A 23,038-nucleotide genomic window follows, 5' to 3' on the forward strand; every position below is an offset into this window, starting at 1 on the left:
GTCACACTCTCCTGTCCGACCGATGCGGGGCACGTCTGCCCCGCATCCCTGAAGGGAACCCGGCACCGGCGGCGGGCAAACGCGCCGCCACCCGGCCGGGCGCGTGCCGCACCGCGTCGGCCGGGAAGCCGAGCGCGTGCGCGACCTGCTGCTGTCGGCTACGGCCCCTGGCCCGGTCGTCGAAGCGGCCGTGCAACCCGAAGTCCCCCGTACGGCAGACCGGTTCGAACAGGTTGTCCCGGTCGTAGGCACACCGGCGGCGGTCTTCCTGCTGGGAGTCGAACCCCGTCATGGCCGGGTACCGGTCGAGCAGCTCGGTGACGATCGCATTCGCCAGCACCGTGGCCACGGTGCTGGCGCCGACCCAGTACTCCCGGCGTCCCGGGTGGTCCGCAGCGAACAGCACGGCTCGGGCGGCGACCTGCGGCTGGTAGATCGGCGGCACCGGCTGCGCCCGGTTGGGCAGGCGGGAGCGCACCCAGTCGAACTGCGGGTGTTCACCGCCGGCATCTGCACCATCGTGGTGCGCCTTCGCGTTCCGGAGGCGAGCAGTTCGCAGCGCAGCGCCTCGTTGCCAGGCAGCAGGCGAGCAAACAGTCGGGCGGCTGTGCGGCTGCGTCGGTAGTCTCCGCGGGTGTCGTTGAATCAGTACGTCTACTTTGCGATCGCCAGCGTGGGCACCACTGCCGACGAGATCACCCAGTTGCTCGGCGTGGAACCGGACGAGGTCACGGTGCGGGGGAGCACAGCCACCTCACCTCATGTCATCCCGTTCTGTCATGTCTGGAAGGTTGTCTGCCGCGAGCCCGGTCTGCCGGTCGACGAGCAGATCGGCCAGGTCATCGGCAGGCTCAGGCCCCGCATGGAGGCGCTCACCGATCTGACGGCCCGTCTCGCAGCCGAGGAGGGCCCCGGGGGCACGATTCTGCAGGTCGAGCGCTTCTTCAACCGGCGTGACGAGCGGCCCTCCGGCTCGCCGGACGACACGAACCTGTTCGGCTGGCGCCTGGACCGCGCGGTGGTGAACTTCCTCGCCGCAACCGGCGCAGACCTGGATGTCGGCGAATACGACATGATGCCCAGCGACGACTGACACCGCCCCCATCAAAGCGGGGCCACCACAGACCGGAAAAGTGGGGCCGTACCAAGGTTCTGGCTCAACTTCTGTGGGCCTCACGATGCGTGACTGGTTGACGGGGTCAGATCTGATTGCCCGGGCGCCTGTGTTCCAGGCGCGGATGACGGCTGCTCGCTGGTCATCGAGATCTACGACGTCTTCAGGTGGTGCCGGGGCAAAGATGTCGACAGTCTCAGGGGCTTCGCCCCGAGCGTCCGAGAAGTGCACGTACGCCTGCCGTCCGTTGGTGAACCGGCGCAGCTGTCCGGACGGGTGACCGTCGGGGCGGGCTCCCTGGCAGCAGAGGACCGGTGGGTCGGGGCGGTCGGGTTCGCGCGTGTGCCGGGCGGGGGCGTGGCTGGCGTGGCTGTTGTCGGGGTCGGTGGTCAGCGGCAGTTCCCGGCGGGTGGGTCGCAGAGTCGGACGTCGGTGACGCCCGGCAGGTCGGTGATCAGGCGGCGCAGGACGGCGAGATCGGCGTCGGGGGTGCGGGGGTCGAAGACGACGAGAAGTCGTACGGTGTCGGACTCCGGACTGAAGACCCGGGTGGCGCCGTGGCCGAGGCCCGAGCCGTCGTGGAGGAGTTCCGGGTGGGGGCCGGTCCCCCGGAGGGGGCTGTCCGTCCGGACGGTGGCGACGAACGCGTCCGGTTCCTGGAAGTAGGGGGCGATCCAGGGGATGCCGATGGTCCAGCCGGCGAAGCCGAGGGTGGTGGCGGACACCAGGGTGCCGATCAGGAGCGGCAGGCGCCCGGGGTCGGGGCGTGTGCAGCTCGCCGCGGTGAGGAGGACGATGCCTGCGGGCGCCAGCGTGAACATCCTGAGCGGGAGGCTGAGGACCGAGAGGGCGAGCAGTCCGCAGCCGAACACCAGGCAGGCCGGCCTGAAATCGGTGCTGTCCCGCGCGAGAAGCGGTACGGCGGCGGCGAGTGAACCGAGGATCATCGGCATACCGAACACCGTTTCGAAGGATTGGACCCCCCAGATCACAGCCGGTGCGGCACACAGCGCCGCCGCCACCGCCAGGATCCGCCCTGCCCGCGGAATCGGCGGGTCCACGCTCAAGGTTTCGATGACTTCCCCCCATTATTGAACATGTTCAAACTTGGTGGGAGCACACTACCAGGCAGTCCCGGCGCCGCGTCCACCGAAGAATCGGCCCTCACCTCGTTACGTACGATCAACCTGGGTCCGATCATGCATCGGCCGGAGTCGTGGACGCAGAACCACGACTCCGACCTGCGGGCGAGGGGTGGGGACTCCCGGGCGGTTCGGACGGGGTGTCCGTTCCGGCCCGGGAGGCCCCGTCCTGGCCAGGTGCCTGCCTGTGTTCTTGCGGTGGTGGCTAGTTGACGGTCCAGCGCTGGAGTGCGGTGCCGGTGTCCGGTTGTTGGGTGACGAGGGCTCCGTTGGTGGTGGAGGCGGTGGTGAGGAGGAGTCCGCTGCTCTTGGAAGTGACCTTGTAGCCGCCGCCGGTGGCGGGGGTGACGGTCCAGCGCTGGTTGGCTCCGGTGGTGCAGGGCCACTGGATGACGGCGGTGCCGGCGGTGGTGGATCCGCCGTTGACGTCCATGCAGAGGCCGGACTCGGCGTTGGTGATGCGGTAGGTGCCGTCGGTCTGCTGGGCGAAGATCCACTTCTGGTTGGCGCCGGTGCCGGGGGTGTAGGTGATGAGCTGGGTGCCGGGGACGGTGGAGTGGTTGGGGTTGTCGAGGGCCTTGCCGGAGGCGGTGAGGGTGTGGGTGCCGTCGAGTGCGGTGGTGACGGTCCAGGTGAAGGTGGTGCTGCCGGTGGTGGTTCCGGTGGTGGCGGTGACCGTGGTGGTGTAGGCACCGGCGGTGGTCGGGGTGCCGGTGATCAGGCCGGTGGTGGTGTTGATCGTCAGGCCGGCGGGCAGGCCGCTCGCGCTGTAGGAGAGGGTGCCGGTGCCGCCGGCGTTCGCCTGGATCTGCAGGCTGACGGCGGTGGCGACCTTGCTCGACTGGGTGCCGGGGTCGTTGACCGTGACGATCGCGGGCGCGGGGCCGGTCTGGGTCAGGGTCAGGGTCTGCTCGGCCGCTCCGCGGGTCCCGCCGACCGGGCTGGTCGTGGTGTTGGTCCAGGTGCGGGTCGGTGTGGTCTCGGACGGGCGGGCGGTGTCCGCGGACAGTCCGATCACCAGGCCGCTGTAACGGTTGACCACGCGGTACGTTCCGGAGGCGGACCCGTTGCTCGCGGACGTTCCGGGGACGACGAACCACTGCTGTCCGACGGCGGGGCCGCTCGCACCGGCGGCGGTGACGATCGGCTTGGCTCCCCATGCCCGGCCCGCCTTCGAGGAGGCGTCGACGCCGAGCAGGTTCCCGGTCGAGGCGTTGGTGATCCGGTAGGAACCGTCGCCGTTGCCGGTGAACACCCAGGACTGCAGCGCGGAGGTGGTGGCCGTGGCGACGGAGGTGGTCGCGGAGCTGCCGGAGACCTGGGCGAGGATCCGGCCGTTGCCGCCGGAGATCCGGTAGGCCCTGGTCGGGTCGACCGGCGCCGGGGCGGGTGCGGACGAGCCGATGCTCACGTCCACGTACTCACCGGAGGCGCCGCCCGAGCAGCCGAAGGCGCAGTAGGTGCGGAAGTTCTTGCCGACGATGTTGGAGCTGGTGCGGTTCGCGCTGTCGAGGAACCAGCGGTACCAGGAGGCCGTGTGGTAGCTGCCGCTGTTGCCGATCGGGTACCACTTCTGGGTGGCCAGGTTGTCGGTGGCGTAGTACTGCTGGGAGGCGTTCCCGCTCTGGTCGACGCCCTGCGGCTCGCCGATGTACAGCCCCAGGTACGCGTTGTAGGTGATGTCCATGACGAACAGCGGCGAGGTGGCCGGCATCGTGCCCGCGGTGATCTGCTGGGCCGAGGTGCCGGTGTTCGCAGGGTCGTACTCGCCCGCGGCCGGGGTGTAGCCGGTGGTGCTGGAGGTGCCGACCGGCACCATGTTGCTCTCCTTGCCGCCGACCCCGGCCTGGGACCAGGCGCCGTCGTACCACTTCTGCCAGCTGGAGGGCGCCATCTTGCCGGAGATCGGCGCCCGGGCCACGTGTTCGTGGAAGGCCTTCCAGCCGCCGCTCTTGTCGACGATGCGCGAGCCGTAGAAGACGTAGAAGTAGCCCGAGGCGGTGTCGACGAACAGGCGCTGGTCGCCGTCGCCGTAGTGGTAGGTCTGGTTGGGGAACTGCGTGGTGTCGCCCCGGACGGTGCTGAACGGCGAGGTGATCACGTGGTCCTTGACGGTCCACGTGCGGCCCTGGTCGGTGGAGACCGTGTAGTCGATGGCGTCGAAGTGGAGGCCGTCGCCGAAGGGCTGCGGGGTGAACTCGTTGTGGACCAGGCCGTACCAGTCACCGGTGTCCGGGTCGACCCAGATCCCCGACAGGTCGCAGAAGTTCTTCTGCGAGTAGCTGGTGCTGCCGACGGCGAAGCTCGCGGTGAGGCCGGTCGGGCTGTTGTTGCACCGCCAGGTCGTGTCGTTGTTCCTGTCGTTGGCGTTGGCCGGGTTCACCGCGTCGCTGAGGGTGCTCGACCGGGAGGCGGTGTCGAAGTCGGTGCCGGTGAAGAAGTCCCAGTACCTGGGCTGGTCGGCGCCGTACAGGGCGGCCGACTGCTGGAAGTAGAACGTGCCGTCCTTGTCGACGTACGGGACGGCGGGGGTGTCCGTCGGGTGCGGGTACGGGACGGGGGACCCGACGCTGACCGTGTAGCCGGCACTGTCGGGGGTCGCCGCTGTCGCGGCCGGGGTGGCGGCGCCGCCGAGCCCGAGGAGGGCGGTGGCGAGGGCGGTGGCGAGGATTCTGCGCGGCGGGGATGACACGAGAGCTCCTTGGGGGGACAACGCACTGGTGGGGGACGGGCCGACCGGGACTGCCGTTCGGGATCTGCCGTTCGGGACTGCCGCCCGGGTCGCCGGGAGCCTGTCGGCACGGCGACGGTCGGGCGGGGCTGCGGCGATCGGCACCGTGGAGGGGGACGTCCGGCTCCGAGGGCCCGGGTGTCGGGCGAGGAGCGGTGGTCCGAGGGACATCTCGATGTCCCGGATCGATCTGACTGAAGTTGCTCGAAATCATGCGTCAGAGAGCAACTGCGATCAAACGGTGGCAGGGGATGCCGCGACTGTCAAGGGCTCGCCCTGTGAACGCGGGGTGCCGGCAGAGCTTGTCGCCGCGCAGGTGCGGGCAGGTCGGACCATGGCGACGGCCGGTGGCCCGCAAGGTGGCCCGGAAGGTGGTCATCGGGACGCAACTGGGCGGCCTGGCGCACGAATTGTGCGGCTGTTCGGTCGAAGCTGCTGACGTTCGAGCAAGTCGGAGCAGGATTCAGCACCGGCCGCCGGGGCTCGGGGCCGGGGCGGTGAATGCCCCGGCCGGAGCGTCGGAGCGTCAGCGCGGCCAGGTGTCGTCGTCCTCCGGGGCCGGACGGACCGGAACGACGGAAGGGTCCTGGAAGATGCCCGCGAGCGCCAGCTGCGCGCCGCCCCGCGCGGCGTTGGAGAGCCCGAGCGTCGAGGCGGCCACGACCACCCGCTCGGTGGTGGGGGCGATCCTGCGCTCGTCGAGGATCTGCTGCGCGGGCTCCACCAGGTAGCGGCCGAACACCGCGAAGTACCCGCCGAGAACGATCCTGGGCGGATTGAGCACGTCCACCAGGATGCTCAGCCCGAGGGCGAGGTCCCCGGCGAGGCCGGCGAGCGCGGCGAGGGTTCTCGCGTCCCCCGCGTCGGCCCGGTCGAGCAGGTCGCCGAGGCGTTCGGCCAGGTCGACGGAGAGGTCGTGCACCCGGTCCGTCGGGTCGGCGGCCGCGTCCAGGAAGGCCTGGAGCCCGACGGCGACCTCCCAGCAGCCGGTCCGCCCGCACGGGCAGGGCCGGTCGAGCCGGTCGAGCTTCATGTGCCCGATCTCCGAGCCGCGCAGCAGTTTGCCGCCGGAGATGCTGGCACCGCCGACGCCGATCCCGCCGGTGACGTAGACGAGTTCGCGGACGTCGCGGCCGGGGGCGGCGAGGTATTCGGCGAGGGCGCCGGATTCGGCGTCGTTCTCGACCAGGACGGGCGGGGCGTCCCGTCCGAGCCGCACGCGCAACTCCTGCGCCGCCCGTACGCCCCGCCAGCCGAAGTTGGTGGCGACCACGACGCTGCCGGAGGCGGCGTCGACCGATCCCTGGGTGACGAGGGTGATCCCGATCGGGTGCATGTCCCGCCCGGCGACGGCGCTCAGGCAGTCCGCGACGAGGTCGGCGACCTCCGCCAGGGCGGCCCGGGCGGTCAGCGCCGGCACGTCGAGCGCGCGGCGGTCCTCGTGGACGACCGTGCCGCACAGATCGAGGGCGAGCACGGTGAGGTGGTCGGCGCCGATCTCCGCGCCGATGCCGCAGATCCGGCGGCCGTCGAGTTCGACCATGCGGTGGGGCCGGCCGATCGAGCCGGCGCGGTCGAGCTCGCCCTCGCGGACCAGGCCGCGCTCGATCAGGTCGGCGACCAGGACCGAGACCGTCGCCTTGGGCAGACCGGTCGCGGTGGACAGATGGGTGCGGGACTGCGGGCCGCTGTCGCGCAGGTGCCGCAGCAGCACGCCGAGGTTGGTCCGTCGCAGCGAGGCCTTGTCGGCCGCCTCGGGGTAGCCCGCCATGACGGCGGCGGCCCCGGTGGCCGGGGTCGGTGCCGCGCCCGGGTGGGTGCGGCCGGCCGGGCCGGCGCCCGTGCCGGTGGTGCCGCGCTGTCCTGGCCGCACGTCGTCTCCTCGTTCCGCTCCGGATCCTGCGCGCAGGGCAGGGCCGATCTTGACCATGTTAGTTGATGCACCGTTCGAAAAAACTTGCCCCGACGTGACTGCGGGATGCGGTGCTGTGTCCCTTTGCGACCGTTCTGCAGGCTGGTGGGGCCTGTTCGCAGAACGTTCCGGCGCATCCCTTGACACCGCCATTCTTAATTAACACACTAGCCGAACTAACAACCCGCAGCGTCAGCGGGTCCCCCCACCACCGCGACCGGGCCGAGTGCCCTGCCCGCGGCAGGCAGAGATGAGGGCCTCCCCATGAAGTCACGCCCGTTCAGAGCGGCCACCCTCGCCATGGCGCTCACGTCGCTGACGGCCTTCGCCGCCGCCTGCGGCTCCGACGGGTCGGCAGACCGGGCCGCGGGGCCGGTCGGCGTCGAGTTCTGGGGCTGGGCCCCCGGTTACGAGAAGTCCGTCGAGCTCTTCAACGCCGCGCACCCCGGCATCAAGGTCACCTACAGCAAGATCTCGCCCGGCTCCAAGGGCGGCTACACCAAGATGCTCAACGCGGTGAAGGCGGGCAACGCCCCCTGTCTGGGATCGGTCGGCTTCGAGACCCTCCCGACCTTCGCCGCCGCCGGAGCCCTCCAGGACGCGACGCAGGCTGCCGCGCCCTACGCGAAGGAGTACGCCCCCTGGGCCTTCGCCCAGTCCGGGGTCTCCGGGCGCACCTTCGGCCTGCCGGTGGACATCGCCCCGATGGCGATGATCTACCGCAAGGACCTGTTCACCAAGTACGGCATCGCCGAGGCACCGAAGACCTGGGGCGAGTACGCCGCCGACGCGGCGATCATCCACGCGGCCGACCCGAACGCCTACATCGGCTACTTCGGCAACGACGCCTACAACTTCGCGGGCCTCGCCTGGCAGGCGGGCGCGAAGTGGTTCGGCACCGGCGGCGACAAGTGGACCGTGAACCTCAACGACCCGGCGACCAAGAAGGTCACGGCGTTCTGGCAGGACCTGATCGACAAGAAGCTCGTCAAGACCGTGCCGAGCTTCGACACCGCGCTCTACAAGGGCATGGGGGAGGGCACGATCCTCTCCGACGTCAACGCGGTCTGGGACACCCCGATCCTCGCCGACAGCGTCAAGCAGACCTCCGGCAACTGGGCCGTCGCCCCGATGCCGGTCTGGGACGCCGCCAAGCCCGCCTCCGGCAACGCCGGCGGCACCCCCACCGCGGTGCTGAAGGGCTGCAAGCACGTCAAGGAGGCGGTCGAGTTCGCCCACTGGTTCGGCACCGACCAGGCCAGCGTCAGCAACCTGATCAAGGAGACGGGCATCTATCCGGCGGCGCTCTCCGGCCTGGAGAACCCGGCGCTCAGCCAGCCCGACCCGTTCTACGGCGGCCAGACGATCTTCGACGTGTTCAAGGAGAGTGCCGGCCGCGTCGACCCGGGCTTCCAGTGGGGTCCGGTGATGACCAAGACCTCGGGCGTGCTCGGCGACGGCCTCGGCAAGGCGGGTGCGGGCGGCACCGGCCTGGACGCCGCGCTGGCGGAGGCCCAGGCGCAGACCGTGGCCGAGATGAAGACCCAGGGCATGGAAATCGGCTGACCATGCACCCCTCCTCCACTGCCACCCCGGTGCGCTCGGCGGAGCGCGCCGGGGGCACCACGGAACCGCCCAGGTCGAAGGCCGGCACCGCCCGGCGGACCAGGATCGACGGCCGCCGCTGGACCCCGCTGGGGTTCCTGCTGCCGTTCGGCACGCTGTTCGCCGTCACCTTCGTCGCGCCGATCTGCTACGCCCTGTACGAGAGCCTGTACAAGGTGCGCCGCTCCGGGCTCGGACTCGCTCCCCCCTCCGAGGTCTTCACCGGACTGTCCAACTACACGGACGCGCTGGCCGACCACGCCTTCACCTCCTCGATCGTCCGGGTGGTGCTGATCGGCGTCGTCCAGGTACCGCTGATGCTGGGCCTCGCCCTGGTGCTGGCGCTCGCCCTCGACGCCCGCCGCACCCCCGCGAAGCGGTTCTTCAGGCTCGCCTTCTTCCTGCCGTACGCCGTCCCCGGCGTGATCGGCGGCCTGATGTGGTCGTTCCTCTACCAGCCGGACGTCAGCCCGATCGCCGACGCCCTCGGCCGGATCGGGCTGGACGTCGACTTCACCTCCGACGGCATGCTGCCGTGGTCGGTCGGCAACATGCTGACCTGGGGCTGGACCGGCTACAACATGATCGTCATCCACTCGGCGCTGAAGGCCATTCCGGGGGAGTACGCCGAGGCCGCTGAACTGGACGGCTGCACGGGCTGGCGGCTCGCCTGGCACATCAAGATCCCGATGGTCCGGCCCGCCCTGGTGATGACCACCGTGTTCTCCATCATCGGCATGGCCCAGCTCTACAACGAGCCCGTGATCATGAAGGCCGTCGCACCCAACCTGGCCAGTGACTGGACGCCGATCATGGCCGCCCAGAACGAGGTCGCCGCGAACAACTACCATGCGGCGGCGACCCGTTCGGTGATCCTCGCGCTGGTGATCTTCGTGCTGTCCTTCGGTTTCATGCGGTTCGTCAACAAGCGCGGAGGAGCCCAGTGAAGGCCACGAACCAGGCCGGCCGCGCCGGGGTGATCGCCGTCCTGGTGCTCGCCGCGCTCTACTCCCTGCTGCCGGTCTGGTGGCTCGTCGTCTCCGCCACCAAGAGCAGCAGCGACCTCTTCTCCAGCAACGGCTTCTGGTTCGCCGGGAGGATCGAGCTGGTGAAGAACGTCTCCACCCTGCTCGGCGTCCAGGACGGCATCTTCGGACGCTGGCTGCTCAACAGCCTGCTCTACGCGGTGGGCGGCGCCGTCGTGGCGACACTGCTCTCCAGCATGGCCGGGTACGTCCTCGCGAAGTACGCCTTCCGGGGCCGCGAGGCCGTGTTCAACACCGTCCTCGGCGCCATCCTCATCCCCGCCCCGCTGTTCGCACTCCCGCTCTACCTGATGTTCTCGGCCGCCCACGTGGTCAACACCTTCTGGGCGGTGTTCATCCCCAGCATCGTGAGCCCGTTCGGGGTGTACCTGGCGCGCATCTACGCGGCCGCCTCCGTACCGGACGAACTCCTGGAAGCGGGACGGCTCGACGGGGCGGGCGAGTTCCGGATCTTCCGGTCCGTCGCGCTGCGCGTGCTGCAGCCCTCGCTGGTGACCATCTTCCTGTTCCAGTTCGTCACCATCTGGACGAACTACCTGCTGCCGTCGCTGATGCTCGCCAACGACCGCCTGCAGCCGGTCACCGTCGGACTGGTCGCCTGGAAGGAACAGCGCGGCCAGACCGTCCCCTACAACCTGATCATCACGGGCTCCCTGCTGTCGGTCGTCCCGATCGTCGTGATGTTCCTGCTGCTCCAGCGCTACTGGAAGGCCGGCCTGACCTCCGGAAGCGTCAAGTAGCCCACCACCGGGACTCACAGCCCCGCCACCCGACTCATAAGAGGCAGAAGACAGATGAGTGAGCTGCGGCTGACCACGCTGACCCTGCCGACCGCACCGGTCGGCCCCGTCAACCCCCTCCCGCCCCTCTTCACCGGGGCAGACCTCCACGAGGTCGCCGACGCGAGTCAGGCCGACGACGAGATGCGGCACAACATCGGCTACGGCCGGGTGCCCTCCGTCATGCCCTACCTGATGCAGGACGGCTACACCCGCGAACGGACACCCGCCGAACACCCCGCCGCGGTCCTGGAGAACGCCACCCTGCGGGCGACCTTCCTGCTCGGCGCGGGCGGCCGCCTCTGGTCGCTGGTCCACAAGCCGACCGGACGCGAACTGCTCTTCCGCAACCCGGTGTTCCAGCCCGCCAACCTCGCACTGCGGGGCGCCTGGCTGGCCGGCGGCGTCGAGTGGAACATCGGCACCATCGGCCACGCCCCCACCACCTGCGAACCCCTGCACGCCGCCCGCGTGCTGCGCCCGGACGGCACCCCGGTGCTCCGGATGTGGGAGTACGAGCGGATCCGCGGCGCGGTCTTCCAGATCGACGCCTACCTGCCCGACGACTCCCAGGTCCTGCTCGTCCACGTCCGGATCACCAACCCGCGCGACACCGCGGTGCCGATGTACTGGTGGTCGAACATCGCCGTACCCGAGGCCCCCGACGTCCGGGTGCTGTCCCCGGCGGACGCGGCGTGGCAGTTCTCCTACGACCGCCGCGTGCGCCACGTCGCACTCCCCGCCCCCGACGGCACCGACCTGACCCGCACCACGCGGTCCCGGGACGCGGCCGACTACTTCTTCGACATCCCCGACGGCAGCAGGCGCTGGATCGCCGCACTCGACGAGGGCGGCCGGGGCCTGGTCCAGGCGTCGACCGACCGGCTGCGCGGCCGAAAGCTGTTCCTGTGGGGGCAGGGCGAGGGAGGTCGGCACTGGCAGGACTGGCTGTCCGGGCCGGGGAACGCCTACCTGGAGATCCAGGCCGGTCTGGCCCGCACCCAGCTCGAACACGTGCCGATGCCCGCCGGCGCGCGATGGTCCTGGGTGGAGGCCTACGGGCTCCTGGAGGCCGACCCCGCCGCTGTCCACGGCGAGGACTGGGCCGCGGCGCGCGAAGCGGCCGGCGCAGGCGTCGACACGCTCGTCCCGGCGAGCGTACTGGAAGCCGAACTCGCCTCGGCCGAAGCGTGGTTGGACCAGGAACCCGTCGAGATCCTGGCGACCGGATCCGGCTGGGGCGCCCTGGAGCGCCACCGCCGGGCCCGCGCCGGCGAACCCGCCCGGGAGGTGCCCGGCACCCCCTTCCCGGACTCGACGCTCGGCCCCGAACAGGAGACGTGGCTGGAGCTCCTCGAACACGGGCGCCTCTCCCCGGCCGAGCCCGCGCAGGCACCCGCCTCCTACCAGGTCGACCCCGCCTGGGAGGAGCTGATCGGGAACGCGGACGGCTGGCTCGCCCAGCTGCACCTCGGAGTCCTGCGCGCCTACGCCGGCGATCCGGACGGTGCCCGCAAGAGCTGGCTGCGATCGGTCGAGAGCCGCCCCACGGCCTGGGCCTGGCGCAACCTCGCCGTCCTCGCCGACCGCACCGGCGACCTCGCCGAAGCGGCCCGCGCGTACCGCGAGGCCCTCCGACTGGAGCCCGCCCTGCTGCCGCTGGCCCTGGAGACGGCCGGGGCCCTGCTGCGCGCCGGAGCCCCGCAGGAAGTCCTGTCACTGCTCGCCGCCCTTCCCCCGGCCCACCGCTCCCTGGGCCGCGCCCGCTGGGCCGAGGCCCGCGCCGCACTCGACTCCGGCGACACCGCGCGCTGCGGCCGACTGCTCGACGAGGGCATCGAACTGGCCGACGTGCGCGAGGGCGAAGGAATCCTGCACGAACTCTGGTTCGCCCACCAGCGCGCGACCCGCGGCGCCGAACCCGGTCCGCCGCTGCCCAGGGAGTACGACTTCCGGATGCTCGCCACGAGCTGAGCGGGGCCGACCCGGCCTCGCCGCCCTCGAACGCGTCTCCGTGCCGAGCGAATTACTGTTATGCCAATTGACACAACATCAAAGGAGCTCCTACGCTCGCGGTCATGGAGGAAGAGCCCAAGCGGCGCGGCCGGCCGCGCAAGGATCCGGAACGACTGGCGCGCTGGACTCCGCCCGAGGGGTGGTCACGGCTGGTCGCGTGGATCTCGCCGGAGGAGAAGAAGGCGCTCAAGCGCGTCGCCGTGGACGCCGAGGTCTCGGTCGCCGATCTGGTGCGGGCCCTGGCGAGCGGGCTGGCCACGGGGGCGATCACCCACGAGGAACTGGTCGGGCAGGTCAGGAGAGGGAGGCAGGTCATGGAGAAGATCCCCACGCTGTTCGAGCGCGACGGCGACTTCCGCGTCATGGACCGTCCGCGGGCCGAGTGCGCCTGGGTCTTCGCCGGGGAGGGCGCGCCGACGGAGAAGCTGGACGGCACCAATGTGCGGCTGACCGTGCGCGGCGGGCACCTGGTGCGGGTGGAGAAGCGGCGCAACCCGAGCAAGGCGCAGAAGCAGCAGGGCATCGTCGACGGCTGGTACGTCGACACCGACCGGCACGGGCCCGAGGACCGCTGGATCCTGACCGCGGCCGACAACACCGACGTGACCGCCTGGCCGGACGGCGAGCACGCCTGCGAGGCCCTCGGGCCGCGGATCCAGGGCAACCCGCTGGAGCTGGACGACCACCTGTGCGTGCCGTTCGACCTGGCGGCGCCGGTGTACGCCGCCGTGCCGCGCAGCTACGACGGCCTGCGGGAGTTCCTCGCCGGCCTGGAGAGCCGCTACGCCCCGGGGACGCTCGCGGAGGGCATCGTGTTCCACCATCCCGACGGCCGCCGGGCCAAGATCAAGCGCAAGGACTTCCCCGCGGCGGTCCGCGCGTCCACCGCCGGTACGTCGGTCATTTGACCGAACCGGCGGTGAGGCCGGAGACGACATGGCGCTCGATGACGGCGAACAGCACCACCACCGGAAGGATCGCGATCACCGAGCCGGCGAAGAGGAAGTTCCACTGGACGGTGTAGTTGCCGACGAAGCTGTTGATGCCGACGGTCAGCAGCTGGCTGTCGGACCGGGTGGTGAGGGTGAGGCCCATCACGAACTCGTTCCAGGCGGAGATGAAGGTGAAGACGACCGCGGTGACGATGCCGGGCATCGCCAGCGGCAGCACCACCTTCCGCAGGGTGCCGAACCGGCCGAGCCCGTCGAGCATCGCGGCCTCCTCCAGCGCCACCGGGATGGAGCCGATGTACGCGGTGAGGATCCAGATGGCGAAGGCGAGGTTGAACGCGGCGTTGCAGAGGATCAGCGTCCACACCGAGTTGAGCATGTCGAGCTGGTGGAACTCGCGGTAGAGCCCGACCAGCAGTGCTGTCGGCTGGAACATCTGGGTGACCAGGACGAGCAGCAGGAACAGCTTGCGGCCCCGGAACCGGGTGCGGGCGGTGCAGTACGCGGCCGGCAGGGCCACCGCGAGGGCCAGCAGGGTGGAGCCGCCGGCGACCAGCAGGGTGACCCGGAGGTTGGTGCCGAGGGTGGAGTCCCGCCAGACGTCGACCAGGTTGGACCAGGCGAAGTGGCTGGGCAGGTAGCCGGCGTCCCGCAGTTCGTCGGCGGGCCGGACGGCGGTGACCACCATCTCCAGGTACGGCAGCAGGAACAGCGCGGCCAGCCCCCAGGCGACGGCGGCGACGACGAGGGTGCGGGGGCGGATCGGCTCGCGCCGGGCCCGCGGAAGCTCGGTCCGACGGGACATCAGTTCTCCTCCTGGTTCCACCGGCTGACCCTGAGGAAGAGGAGCACCATCAGGACGACCAGGGCGAAGTTGACGACGGACATGGCGGCCGACTCGCCGATGTCGGTGTTCTTCAACTGGTACATGAACACCGTCGTGGTGGCGGTGTCGCTGTTGGGACCGCCCTGGGTCATGCCCCAGATCACGGGGAAGGAGTTGAAGACGTTGATCAGGTTGATCACCAGGCCGACCAGGAAGGCCGGTCGCAGCAGCGGCAGGGTGATCCGCAGATAGGTCTGGAACGCGGTGGCGCCGTCCACCCGGGCCGCCTCGTGCAGTTCGGCGGGGACGGTCTGGAGGCCGGCGAGCAGGGTGTAGGTGGTGAAGGGCAGCGAGACGAAGACCGCGACCACCATCATCCAGGGCCAGGCGGTGTCCGGGTCGCCGAGCCAGTCCCGGGGGCCGTCGATCAGTCCCAGGTCGGCGAGCAGCGTGTTGAGCACCCCCGAGGTCCGGTTGAGCATCCACTTGAAGCCGATGGAGGTCATCAGCACCGACGCCGCCCAGGGCGCGATCAGCGCCCAGCGGGTGAAGCGGCGCCCGGGGAAGCGCTGGTCGAAGAGCTGGGCCAGGGCCAGCGAGAGCAGCATCGTCAGCCCGACCACGGCCAGCGTCCAGACCACGGTGTGCACGAGCACCCGGCCGAGGTCGGGCTCGTCGAAGAGCTTGCGGTACTTGTCGAGTCCGGCCGAGCCGCGGACGAAGCCACTGGTGCTGATCCGCAGGAAGGAGGTGCGGACCATCTCGTAGACCGGCCACAGGACCACCAGGACGATCAGCAGGACGGCCGGTCCGATCCACGGCAGCGGGCCGAGCCGGGCGGCGAGGGACCGGCCGGCCGGGCGCCGGGCGGCCCTCCGGCCTTGTGGGGCAGCTGACTTGAGGGACACGAGGGTGCCTTCCGGGCGTGTGGGCCCCGCCGGCCGGGCGGCGCGCGGGAGGGCGCGCGCCGCCCGGAGGGTGCGGCGGGAACCGCGGGTGCGGCGGGTGCGGTGCCGTGGAACCGGGGGCGCGGGCCGGCTACTTGTCGGCGACCGCGGCCTGGGCCTTCTTCTGCAGGTCGCCCAGGACCTTGGCGGGGTCGTCGGCGACCGCGGAGCCGATGCCCTTCTTGAGCTCGGCGGAGACCTTGTCCCAGGCGGTGTCGCCCAGGGGGTAGAAGGCGGCGCCGGGCAGCAGGGTGAAGAAGGGTTCGAGGTCCTTGTGCTTGCCGCCCGTGCTCATCTCCTTCAGGGTGTCCTGGGTGACGGGCATCAGGTTGTAGGTCTCGACGAACTTGAGGGTGTTCTCCTTGCTGTAGGCGAAGTCGAGGAAGGCCTTGATCTGCGCCGCGTGGCCGTTCTTCTTGAACGCCATCGTCCAGTCCGCCACGCCCAGGGTGGACTTGAGGGGACCGGCCTTGCCGGGGATGGGCGCCACGCCGTAGTCGACCTTGCCCTCGGTGGACATGGAGATGAGCGAGGGGTGGCCGTTGAGCATGGCGGTCTTGCCGGCGGCGAAGTCGGCGAAGGCGGTCTTGCGGTCGGTGGTGGCGGGGTTGGCGTAAGTCAGGCCCGGCTGCACCAGGTTGGCCTTCAGCCAGCCGAAGGTCTCGACGTTGGCGGGGCTGTCGACGGTGTAGGCGCCGCTGCGGTCGGTGTGGCCGCCGCCGTTGCCGAGCTCCCAGATCATGCTCTCGCCCTGGGCCTCCTCCGGGCCCAGCGGCAGGGCGTAGGGGGTCACGCCCGGTACCTTCGCCCTGATCTTCTCCGCGTCGGCCTTGAGTTCGTCCCAGGTGGTGGGGGGCTGGGCGATGCCGGCCTGCTGGAACAGGGCCTTGTTGTAGAAGAAGGCGCGGGCGGAGGAGACGAACGGGATGCCGTACTGGGTGTCCTTGACCTTGCCGGCGTCGGCGAAGGTGGCGATCAGGTTGGCCCTGGTCGCGGTGGAGAGCACGTCCTCGGCCTTGTAGAGCAGGTCGTCCGCGACCTTGTCGGCGTAGCCGCCGGTCTGCAGGACGTCGGGGACGTTCCCGCTCTGGATCATGGTCTTGACCTGGCTGTCGATGTCGTTCCAGTTGATGACCTGGACGTCGACCTTGATGTCGGGGTGGGCCGCGGTGAAGGCGGCGGCGACGCCGTCCCAGTAGCCCTTGGAGCTGTTGGAGGCCTTGTCGCCGTAGTCGGCCGCGACCAGCTTGAGGGTGACCTTCCCGCCGTCGGAACCGCTGGATCCGCCGCTGCCGCACGCGGTGAGCGTCAGCGCCGCGCTGGCGCACAGCAGGGGGATGCCGAGGAGCCGCTTGTTCATGGCCGTGTACCGCCTTCGTCCTGCGAACCCGTGCTGCGAGGGGTGGGTTCGTTCCTGGGAGTGCAGAAGCCGAGCACCGCACCGGTGCGTCGCGGGGGCTGGGGGAGGCCACCGCTCCGGGCACCTGTCGGCTGTCGAACGGGCCGCGACCGGCCATGGCTGCTTGATTGTGCTTGAAGACAGCCAGGTTTGCGCAAATGTGAAGCGCCCGTTGTTCACGGAAGTATTCACGAGGGGCGCCGGGCGGTCTAGTTGCTGTTACCGGACCGTTGCGGACGTGACGCCTGCCGGACGGCTCGGCTGCTCCCGAAGGAAGTCTCGGACGCACCGTCAGATGTGCTGTCCGGCCTGGTCGGAGTGGATGGAGCGACCCCCGGGGCCGGTGGGCGGGGGATCGCGTCGACCGGCGGGTTCCGGCTCCGGAGCGGGCGGGCGGCCGGGTGGGGGAGCGGGGCGCGGCCCTCTGCTCAAATTTGTTTGCAAGGGGTGCAAAAGCACGGAGTGTGCACGTCGGCACGCGCGTTCGTCGGTGCGCATACGTCGGAGCCCCCGGCCGTCGCGGATCCGGGGCCGGGGGCGAGTGGGTCGGGGGTGGGCGGGTCGGGCGAGCGGCCGACCGGGGTCAGGCGCGCAGCACGCGCACGCCGCAGCCGGTGACGGCCTTCTCCTGGGCGCCGGTCAGTCCGTCGTCGGTGACCAGGTCGTGGATGTCCGTCAGCGGGCAGATCGCGGCGAAGGTCACCAGCCCGACCTTGCTGCTGTCCGCCAGCACGACGCAGCGCGCGGCACTGCGCAGGAAGGCCCGGTCGGTGTGGGCCTCCATCTCGTCGTGCGTGGTGCAGCCCTCGCTGGCGGTGAGGCCGTCGACGCCGATGAACGCGACGTCCAGGTGGTACTGCGAGAGCATCCGCTCGGAGGCCGGCCCGACCAGCTCGTAACTGGCCGACCGCGCGATGCCGCCGACCACCACCAGGCGGATCTCCGGTCGGACGATCAGGTCGGCGGCGATGTTGACCGCGTTGGTCACGATGGTGACCCCGCCGCGCTCGGCGAGCACCCGGGCGAGCTCGCTGGTCGTGGTGCCGCCGGTCAGGCCGACCACGGCGCCCTCCGGCACCAGGCGTTCGGCGGCCAGGGCGATCCGGCGCTTCTCGGCCTGCCGCTTGCCGTGCCGGTGGCGCAGCGGCAGCTCCAGATTGACGGTGCCGGTCACCGCGCCGCCGCGGGTGCGGTGCAGAAGACCCTGGTCGTGGAGCTCCTGGAGGTCGCGGCGGACCGTCGCGGTGGAGACGCCCAGCAGCTCCGCCAGCGCGTGCACGTCGGCGCTCCCCGCTTCGGTGACGTGAGCGAGGATCTTGGCGGTCCGGTCAGCTTTGAGCATGTCCGGGAGTCTAGACGAGGCTTGGTCCGTACCGCAGCGGTGGCTCCGGAAGCCTGGGAACGGCGCTCCGGCGCTGGCAGGGCGGCAGGTATGTGACAAGTCGGCCCTGGGGTCAAGTTGCTCGGAACTGATTAAAGTACCCGGCACAGCGAACAATTTCGATCGACGCGCGCTGCCGCCCGCCCGCTGCCCGCCGCCACGACCGGACCGGCGGGGCGGGAGGGCGGTGGCCCGCGTCCTCCTCCCGGAGGTGACCGCGTGACCGCGGACCTGCTCGCACTGTCCGGCGCCCGGCTGGTCCTGCCCGGCGGCGTCGTGGAGAACGGCCGTCTCGCCGTCGAGGGCGAGCGGATCGCCGGCCTCGGCGGTACCGCCACCCCCGGCGACCTCGACCTGACCGGGTACACCGTCGTGCCCGGCTTCGTCGACCTGCACGTGCACGGCGGCGGCGGCGCCTCCTACGCCTCCGGCATCGCCGAGGAGGCCCTGCGCGCCGCCCGCACCCACCTCGAGCACGGCACCACCACCACCGTCGCCTCCACCGTCACCGGCGAGATCGACGACCTCGCCCGCCAGGCCGCCGTCCTGTCCGAACTCGCCGAGGACGGCGTCGTCGCCGGCGTCCACTTCGAGGGCCCCTTCATCTCCCGCAACCGCTGCGGCGCCCACCGCCCCGACCTGCTGCGCGACCCCGACCCCGCCCTGGTCCGCAAGCTCGTCGACGCCGCCCGCGGCCACGCGAGAATGGTCACCCTCGCCCCCGAACTTCCCGGCGGCCTCGACTCGGTCCGGATGCTCGCCGACCTCGGCGTCATCGCCGCCGTCGGCCACACCGACTCCGACTACGGCCGCACCCTGGAGGCGATCGGCGCCGGCGCCACCGTCGCCACCCACCTCTTCAACGCCATGCCCGGCATCGCCCACCGCGCCCCCGGCCCGATCGTGGCCCTGCTGGAGGACGAGCGGGTCACCGTCGAACTCATCAATGACGGCGTCCACCTCCACCCGTCCGTGCTCGACCTCGCCTACGGCACCGTCGGCGCCTCCCGGGTCGCCCTCATCACCGACGCCATGGGCGCCGCCGGCATGGGCGACGGCCTCTACCCCCTCGGCCCGCTCCAGGTCGAGGTCAAGGACGGCGTCGCCATGCTCACGGACGGCAGCTCCATCGCCGGCTCCACCCTCACCATGGACCGGGCGCTGCGCCGCTGTGTCACGGTCGGGGGGCTCTCGTTGAGCCAGGCCGTGGAGTCGCTCTCCACCGTCCCCGCCCGACTGCTCGGCCTCGCCGACCGGGTCGGCACCCTGGAGACCGGCAAGCTCGCCGACCTCGTCGTCGTCGACTCCACCGGCTACGACCTGGTCGCCGTCATGCGCCGCGGCGAGTGGATCACCGGCGGCGACCGCTTCGCCCCGATCACCACCGCCTGACCCCTCCCGGCACCACGAACGGCCGTCCCCGAGAAGCTCAGGACTGCGCACTGGTGATCGATATTGCGCAAAGTTGGCCCAAAGGTCTATAGATTAAGCATGTGTGAGCAGAACCTGCCTGGAGGACAGCTGTGAGCCATGTGGACGTGGAGATCGCCAGCCAGCCCGACTGCTGGCGGCGCGCACTCGATCTGGCGCCCCGCGGACCTGCCGCACCAGGCCGAGCTGGCGCTGGCCGAGCCGCTGCCCGAAGGGGCCTCCGCCGCACAGCAGTTCACCTTCCTCGGGGCCGGGTGGACCTGCGGCCTCGCCCACGAGGCGGCGCTCAAGGTGCGCGAGGCCTCGTACCGCTGGGCCGAGTCCTGCCCGGCGATGGAGTACCGCCACGGGCCGGTCAGTGTCACCGCCCCCACCAGCGCCGTCTGGTTCTCCGGTGCCCCGCCCGCCGGACTGGAGAGCGAGGTCCGGGCCCTGGGCGCCACCGTCTCGGTCTCCCCGCTGGACCCGCTCGCCGACCTGGTGCGGGCCCAGCGGCTGGCCGTCGAGGTGGCCGTCTCCCTCGGCCTCGACCCGGACCGGCCGCGCAACCTGACCCGCTCGATCATCCTGGACCGGCCGTGACCGCCCCGCTCCGGATGCCGGCCGTCCGCCGGGTGCCGCGTTCGGGAGGAGGCCGGGTGTCGCGGTAGCGGCCACCGGCCCGCCGGCCGGACCCGCACCCCCTTCGGTTCCCTTCAGCCCCCGTCGGACCGTCGCGGTCCGCGGGGGCCGTCGGTCGTTCCGCCGCAGCCCCGGCTGCTCGCGATTTGCAAATCTCTGCTCGATATTGCTCGAAAGAGCCTTAGTTCAAGCACTTGACGACATGTCATGACCCTTGCTGTCATGGCGGGGCACCGCCCTCCCCGGCCTGCGGCCCATCGCCGCGCGGGCCTTCCTCACTCCCTCCCCAGGAGGACAGCGTGAGCGCTGCCGCCGCCCCACCCACCCGCCGACCACGGGCCGTCCGCCACCGCCGGACGGCCGCCGCCCTGATCCTGACCCTGCTCGCAGCCCTGCTGACCGCGCTCGGCCCGGCCCTTCCGGCCCGGGCCGCGACCGCCGGGAACGCCGCCTCCGTCACCCGCGCCGGTGACACCTTCACCGTCCGGACGTCCAGCGCCGCCGCCGCCCGGATCGTCGTCGCCCGCGCCGACGTGTTCCGGATCTGGCTGTCCCCGGACGGCTCCTTCACCGACGACCCGGCCGGCTCCGACCTCGCGACCACCACCTCCTTCGGCACGGTCGGCGCCACCCTCACCGACGCCGGCGCGTACTGGCGGATCGGCACCCCCGCCATCAGCCTGCGGATCAACAAGAAGCCGCTGACCTTCGCGCTCTACCGGGCCGACGACACCACCCTGGTGTGGGCCGAGTCGCAGCCGACCAGCTGGAGCGCCGGCCGCACCACCCAGTACCTCGGCCGCGCCGCCGACGAGCAGTTCTACGGCACCGGTCTGCACCTCGGCGAGTGGGCCCTGCGCGACCGGACCGTCCCGGTCGCGGTCTCCAACAAGTGGACCGAGGGCACCAACGCCAGCCCGGCGCCGTTCTACATGTCCACCAACGGCTACGGCGTCATGCGCAACACCTGGGCACCCGGCTCGTACGACTTCCGCGCCCCGACCGCGCTCAGCCACGACGAGAAGCGCTTCGACGCCTGGTACTTCGCCGGCAACTCGCTCAAGGACGTGCTCGACGGCTACACCGACGTCACCGGCAAGCCCTTCCTCGCCCCGATGTGGGGCCTGGAACTCGGCAACGCCGACTGCTTCAACGCCTCCAACCCGAACTACCAGGGCGACCACAACCGCGCCCGCCACCAAACCACGCCCGACGTGGTCGGCTACGCCGCCGACGCCCGCGCCGCCGACATGCCCTCGGGCTGGATCCTGCCCAACGACGGCTACGGCTGCGGCTACACCGCCCTGCCGTCCACCGTCGCCGCCCTGAACGAGAAGGGCTTCCGGACCGGCCTGTGGACCTCCACCGGCCTCTCCGGCATCGATCAGGAGGTCGGCACGGCCGGCTCCCGCGCCGTGAAGACCGACGTCGCCTGGATCGGCAGCGGCTACAAGTACGCCTTCGACGGGGTGAAGCAGGCCGTCGCGGGCATCGAGGACAACTCGGACGCCCGCCGGTTCGTCTGGACCGTCGACGGCTGGGCCGGCACCCAGCGCAACGCCGTCGTCTGGACCGGCGACACCAGCGGCACCTGGGACGCCATGCGCTGGCACGTCCCCTCGATCGCCGGCGCGGGCCTGTCCGGCCTCAACTACGCCTCCGGCGACATCGACGGGATCTTCGGCGGCAGCCCGCAGACCTACGTCCGCGACCTCCAGTGGAAGGCCTTCACCCCGGCGTTCATGACCATGTCCGGTTGGGGCGCCACCAACCCCTCGGCCGGGTACCAGGACAAGCAGCCCTGGCGGTTCGCCGAACCGTACGCGTCGATCAACCGCAAGTACCTGCAGCTCAAGATGCGGCTGATGCCGTACCTCTACACCATGGGCCGGACCGCCAACGAGACCGGTGTGCCCTCCACCCGGGCCCTGGTACTGGAGTACCCGGACGACCCGGTGGCCCGGGGCAACGCCACCTCCGGCGAGTTCATGGCCGGCGACTCCCTCCTGGTCGCACCGGTCGTCAGCGACACCGCCGTCCGCAACGGCATCTACCTGCCTGCCGGCAGCTGGACCGACTACTGGAGCGGCAAGGTCTACCAGGGCCCCGGCTGGCTCGACGGCTACTCCGCCCCGCTCGACACCCTGCCGCTGTTCGTCCGTCAGGGCGCGGTCGTCCCGATGTGGCCGCAGATGAACTACACCGGCGAGAAGGCCGTCTCCACCCTGACCTACGACGTCTACCCGCGCGGCGACTCCACCTTCAGCCTCTACGAGGACGACGGGCTGACCCGCGCCTACCAGAACGGCGCCTACGCCCGGCAGCGGGTGGACGTGCACGCGCCGGCCGCCGGCCGGGGCGACGCCGTCATCAGCGTCGGCGCGGCCGACGGCAGTTACACCGGGAAGGCCGCCGCGCGCGGCTACGAGTTCACCGTGCACAGCGCGACCGCTCCCACCTCGGTCTCGGTCGGCGGGGCACCGCTCCCGGCCCTCGCCGGCAAGGCCGCCTACGACAGCGCGAGCAGCGGCTGGTACTACGACCCGGCCGACCGCGCCGGAGTGCTGTGGATCAAGGCCGGCAGCCGGTCCGAGGCGTTCACCGTGACCGCCGCCGGGATCACCGCCGCGCCCGGGACCCCGGTCGGCACGAGGTCCGCGCCGATCCCGCAGACCGGCTGGAAGGTCGTCACCGCCGACAGCCAGGAGACGGCCGGCGAGAACGGCGCCGCCGCCAACGCGATCGACGGCGACCCCGCGACCATCTGGCACACCAAGTGGTCCGGCGGCGCCGCCCCGCTGCCGCACGAGATCCAGATCGACCTCGGCGCCCGTTACGCCGTCGACGGCCTCGGCTACCTGCCGCGGCAGGACGGCGGCGTCAACGGCCGGATCGGCCGGTACGAGGTCTACGTCTCCGACAGCACCACCGCCTGGGGCAGTCCGGTGGCCACCGGCTCCTTCGCCGACACGGCCGCCGCGCAACAGGCGTCCCTCACCGCCGTCTCCGGCCGCTACCTGCGCCTGCGGGTCCTGAGCGAGGCCGGCGGCCGGGGCTCCTGGACCAGCGCGGCCGAGATCACGGCCACCGGCGCCAAGGCGCCACCGGGAGCCGCCACCGGCTGATCCCCGGCCGGGT

General features: G+C 71.2%; 16 protein-coding genes and 1 pseudogene. 9 read left to right on the forward strand and 8 right to left on the reverse strand.

All coding sequences use genetic code 11. The features are described 5' to 3' along the window. Nucleotide 1: 1 nt before the first annotated feature. Complete coding sequence (locus OG715_RS40625; protein WP_407661074.1) at nt 2–478, reverse strand: hypothetical protein; 477 nt, start codon at nt 476–478, stop codon at nt 2–4. A 156-nt stretch (nt 479–634) separates the two neighbouring features. Here OG715_RS40625 and OG715_RS40630 point away from each other — a divergent pair, with 156 nt between their 5' ends. Continuing rightward, entirely contained in the window at nt 635–1,093 is a 459-nt protein-coding gene (locus tag OG715_RS40630) for a DUF4279 domain-containing protein (RefSeq protein WP_266272164.1), read from the forward strand. A 410-nt stretch (nt 1,094–1,503) separates the two neighbouring features. Here the strand turns inward: OG715_RS40630 and OG715_RS40635 are convergent, their stop codons facing one another. The 3 genes from OG715_RS40635 to OG715_RS40645 form a co-directional block, all read right to left on the reverse strand. Further along, on the reverse strand, nt 1,504–2,067 hold the full coding sequence (locus OG715_RS40635; protein ID WP_266272163.1) for a hypothetical protein: 564 nt from the start codon (nt 2,065–2,067) through the stop codon (nt 1,504–1,506). A gap of 394 nt (nt 2,068–2,461) precedes the next feature. Continuing rightward, entirely contained in the window at nt 2,462–4,948 is a 2,487-nt protein-coding gene (locus OG715_RS40640; protein ID WP_266272162.1) for an RICIN domain-containing protein, read from the reverse strand. A 565-nt stretch (nt 4,949–5,513) separates the two neighbouring features. Further along, nucleotides 5,514–6,860 carry an ROK family transcriptional regulator gene (locus OG715_RS40645; protein WP_266272161.1) on the reverse strand — a complete coding sequence of 449 codons (1,347 nt, stop codon included), beginning with the start codon at nt 6,858–6,860 and terminating at the stop codon, nt 5,514–5,516. Between the two features lie 303 nt (nt 6,861–7,163). Here OG715_RS40645 and OG715_RS40650 point away from each other — a divergent pair, with 303 nt between their 5' ends. From OG715_RS40650 to OG715_RS40670, 5 genes are all read left to right on the forward strand, one after another. Continuing rightward, nucleotides 7,164–8,465, forward strand: a complete 1,302-nt coding sequence (locus OG715_RS40650; RefSeq protein ID WP_266272160.1) for an ABC transporter substrate-binding protein — start codon at nt 7,164–7,166, stop codon at nt 8,463–8,465. A gap of 2 nt (nt 8,466–8,467) precedes the next feature. Next, nucleotides 8,468–9,451, forward strand: coding sequence for a carbohydrate ABC transporter permease (locus OG715_RS40655; protein ID WP_266272159.1), 984 nt, complete (start codon nt 8,468–8,470; stop codon nt 9,449–9,451). Further along, the gene (locus OG715_RS40660; protein WP_266272158.1) at nt 9,448–10,290 is read left to right on the forward strand and encodes a carbohydrate ABC transporter permease; all 843 of its coding nucleotides are present in this window, start codon (nt 9,448–9,450) and stop codon (nt 10,288–10,290) included. Before OG715_RS40655 ends, OG715_RS40660 begins: the two co-directional genes overlap by 4 nt. A gap of 54 nt (nt 10,291–10,344) precedes the next feature. Next, nucleotides 10,345–12,303, forward strand: coding sequence for a DUF5107 domain-containing protein (locus OG715_RS40665; RefSeq protein WP_266272157.1), 1,959 nt, complete (start codon nt 10,345–10,347; stop codon nt 12,301–12,303). Between the two features lie 104 nt (nt 12,304–12,407). Then, a complete protein-coding gene (locus OG715_RS40670) occupies nt 12,408–13,253 on the forward strand; it encodes a hypothetical protein (RefSeq protein WP_266272156.1) in 846 nt (281 codons plus the stop codon). Here OG715_RS40670 and OG715_RS40675 read toward each other — a convergent pair. From OG715_RS40675 to OG715_RS40690, 4 genes are all read right to left on the reverse strand, one after another. Then, nucleotides 13,246–14,100, reverse strand: coding sequence for a carbohydrate ABC transporter permease (locus tag OG715_RS40675; RefSeq protein WP_266272155.1), 855 nt, complete (start codon nt 14,098–14,100; stop codon nt 13,246–13,248). The two genes, OG715_RS40670 and OG715_RS40675, sit on opposite strands and share 8 nt — an antisense overlap. Beyond that, nucleotides 14,100–15,029: a carbohydrate ABC transporter permease gene (locus OG715_RS40680; RefSeq protein WP_266272154.1), complete on the reverse strand. Its 930-nt coding sequence runs from the start codon at nt 15,027–15,029 to the stop codon at nt 14,100–14,102. Before OG715_RS40680 ends, OG715_RS40675 begins: the two co-directional genes overlap by 1 nt. Nucleotides 15,030–15,159: 130 nt before the next feature. After that, entirely contained in the window at nt 15,160–16,428 is a 1,269-nt protein-coding gene (locus OG715_RS40685) for an extracellular solute-binding protein (protein WP_266272153.1), read from the reverse strand. Between the two features lie 622 nt (nt 16,429–17,050). Then, nucleotides 17,051–17,809: a DeoR/GlpR family DNA-binding transcription regulator gene (locus OG715_RS40690; RefSeq protein ID WP_266272152.1), complete on the reverse strand. Its 759-nt coding sequence runs from the start codon at nt 17,807–17,809 to the stop codon at nt 17,051–17,053. Nucleotides 17,810–18,067: 258 nt separating this feature from the next. On the opposite strand from OG715_RS40690, the gene nagA reads away from it, so the two are divergent. From nagA to OG715_RS40705, 3 genes and pseudogenes are all read left to right on the forward strand, one after another. Beyond that, complete coding sequence (gene nagA / locus OG715_RS40695; protein ID WP_266272151.1) at nt 18,068–19,240, forward strand: N-acetylglucosamine-6-phosphate deacetylase; 1,173 nt, start codon at nt 18,068–18,070, stop codon at nt 19,238–19,240. A gap of 219 nt (nt 19,241–19,459) precedes the next feature. Then, nucleotides 19,460–19,861, forward strand: a pseudogene (locus tag OG715_RS40700) (SIS domain-containing protein); the annotation flags it as partial. A 338-nt stretch (nt 19,862–20,199) separates the two neighbouring features. Then, nucleotides 20,200–23,025, forward strand: a complete 2,826-nt coding sequence (locus OG715_RS40705) for a TIM-barrel domain-containing protein (protein ID WP_266272150.1) — start codon at nt 20,200–20,202, stop codon at nt 23,023–23,025. Nucleotides 23,026–23,038 lie beyond the last annotated feature (13 nt).

Source organism: Kitasatospora purpeofusca, from assembly GCF_036010405.1.
Lineage (GTDB): Bacteria > Actinomycetota > Actinomycetes > Streptomycetales > Streptomycetaceae > Kitasatospora > Kitasatospora purpeofusca.

Excerpts from the sequence above, each read along its gene's own strand:
- OG715_RS40635 (WP_266272163.1), bottom strand. The coding sequence starts at position 2,067 with ATGCCGATGATCCTCGGTTCACTCGCCGCCGCCGTACCGCTTCTCGCG.
- OG715_RS40650 (WP_266272160.1), top strand. The coding sequence starts at position 7,164 with ATGAAGTCACGCCCGTTCAGAGCGGCCACCCTCGCCATGGCGCTCACG.
- OG715_RS40655 (WP_266272159.1), top strand. The coding sequence starts at position 8,468 with ATGCACCCCTCCTCCACTGCCACCCCGGTGCGCTCGGCGGAGCGCGCC.
- OG715_RS40665 (WP_266272157.1), top strand. The coding sequence starts at position 10,345 with ATGAGTGAGCTGCGGCTGACCACGCTGACCCTGCCGACCGCACCGGTC.
- OG715_RS40670 (WP_266272156.1), top strand. The coding sequence starts at position 12,408 with ATGGAGGAAGAGCCCAAGCGGCGCGGCCGGCCGCGCAAGGATCCGGAA.
- OG715_RS40675 (WP_266272155.1), bottom strand. The coding sequence starts at position 14,100 with ATGTCCCGTCGGACCGAGCTTCCGCGGGCCCGGCGCGAGCCGATCCGC.
- OG715_RS40685 (WP_266272153.1), bottom strand. The coding sequence starts at position 16,428 with ATGAACAAGCGGCTCCTCGGCATCCCCCTGCTGTGCGCCAGCGCGGCG.
- OG715_RS40690 (WP_266272152.1), bottom strand. The coding sequence starts at position 17,809 with ATGCTCAAAGCTGACCGGACCGCCAAGATCCTCGCTCACGTCACCGAA.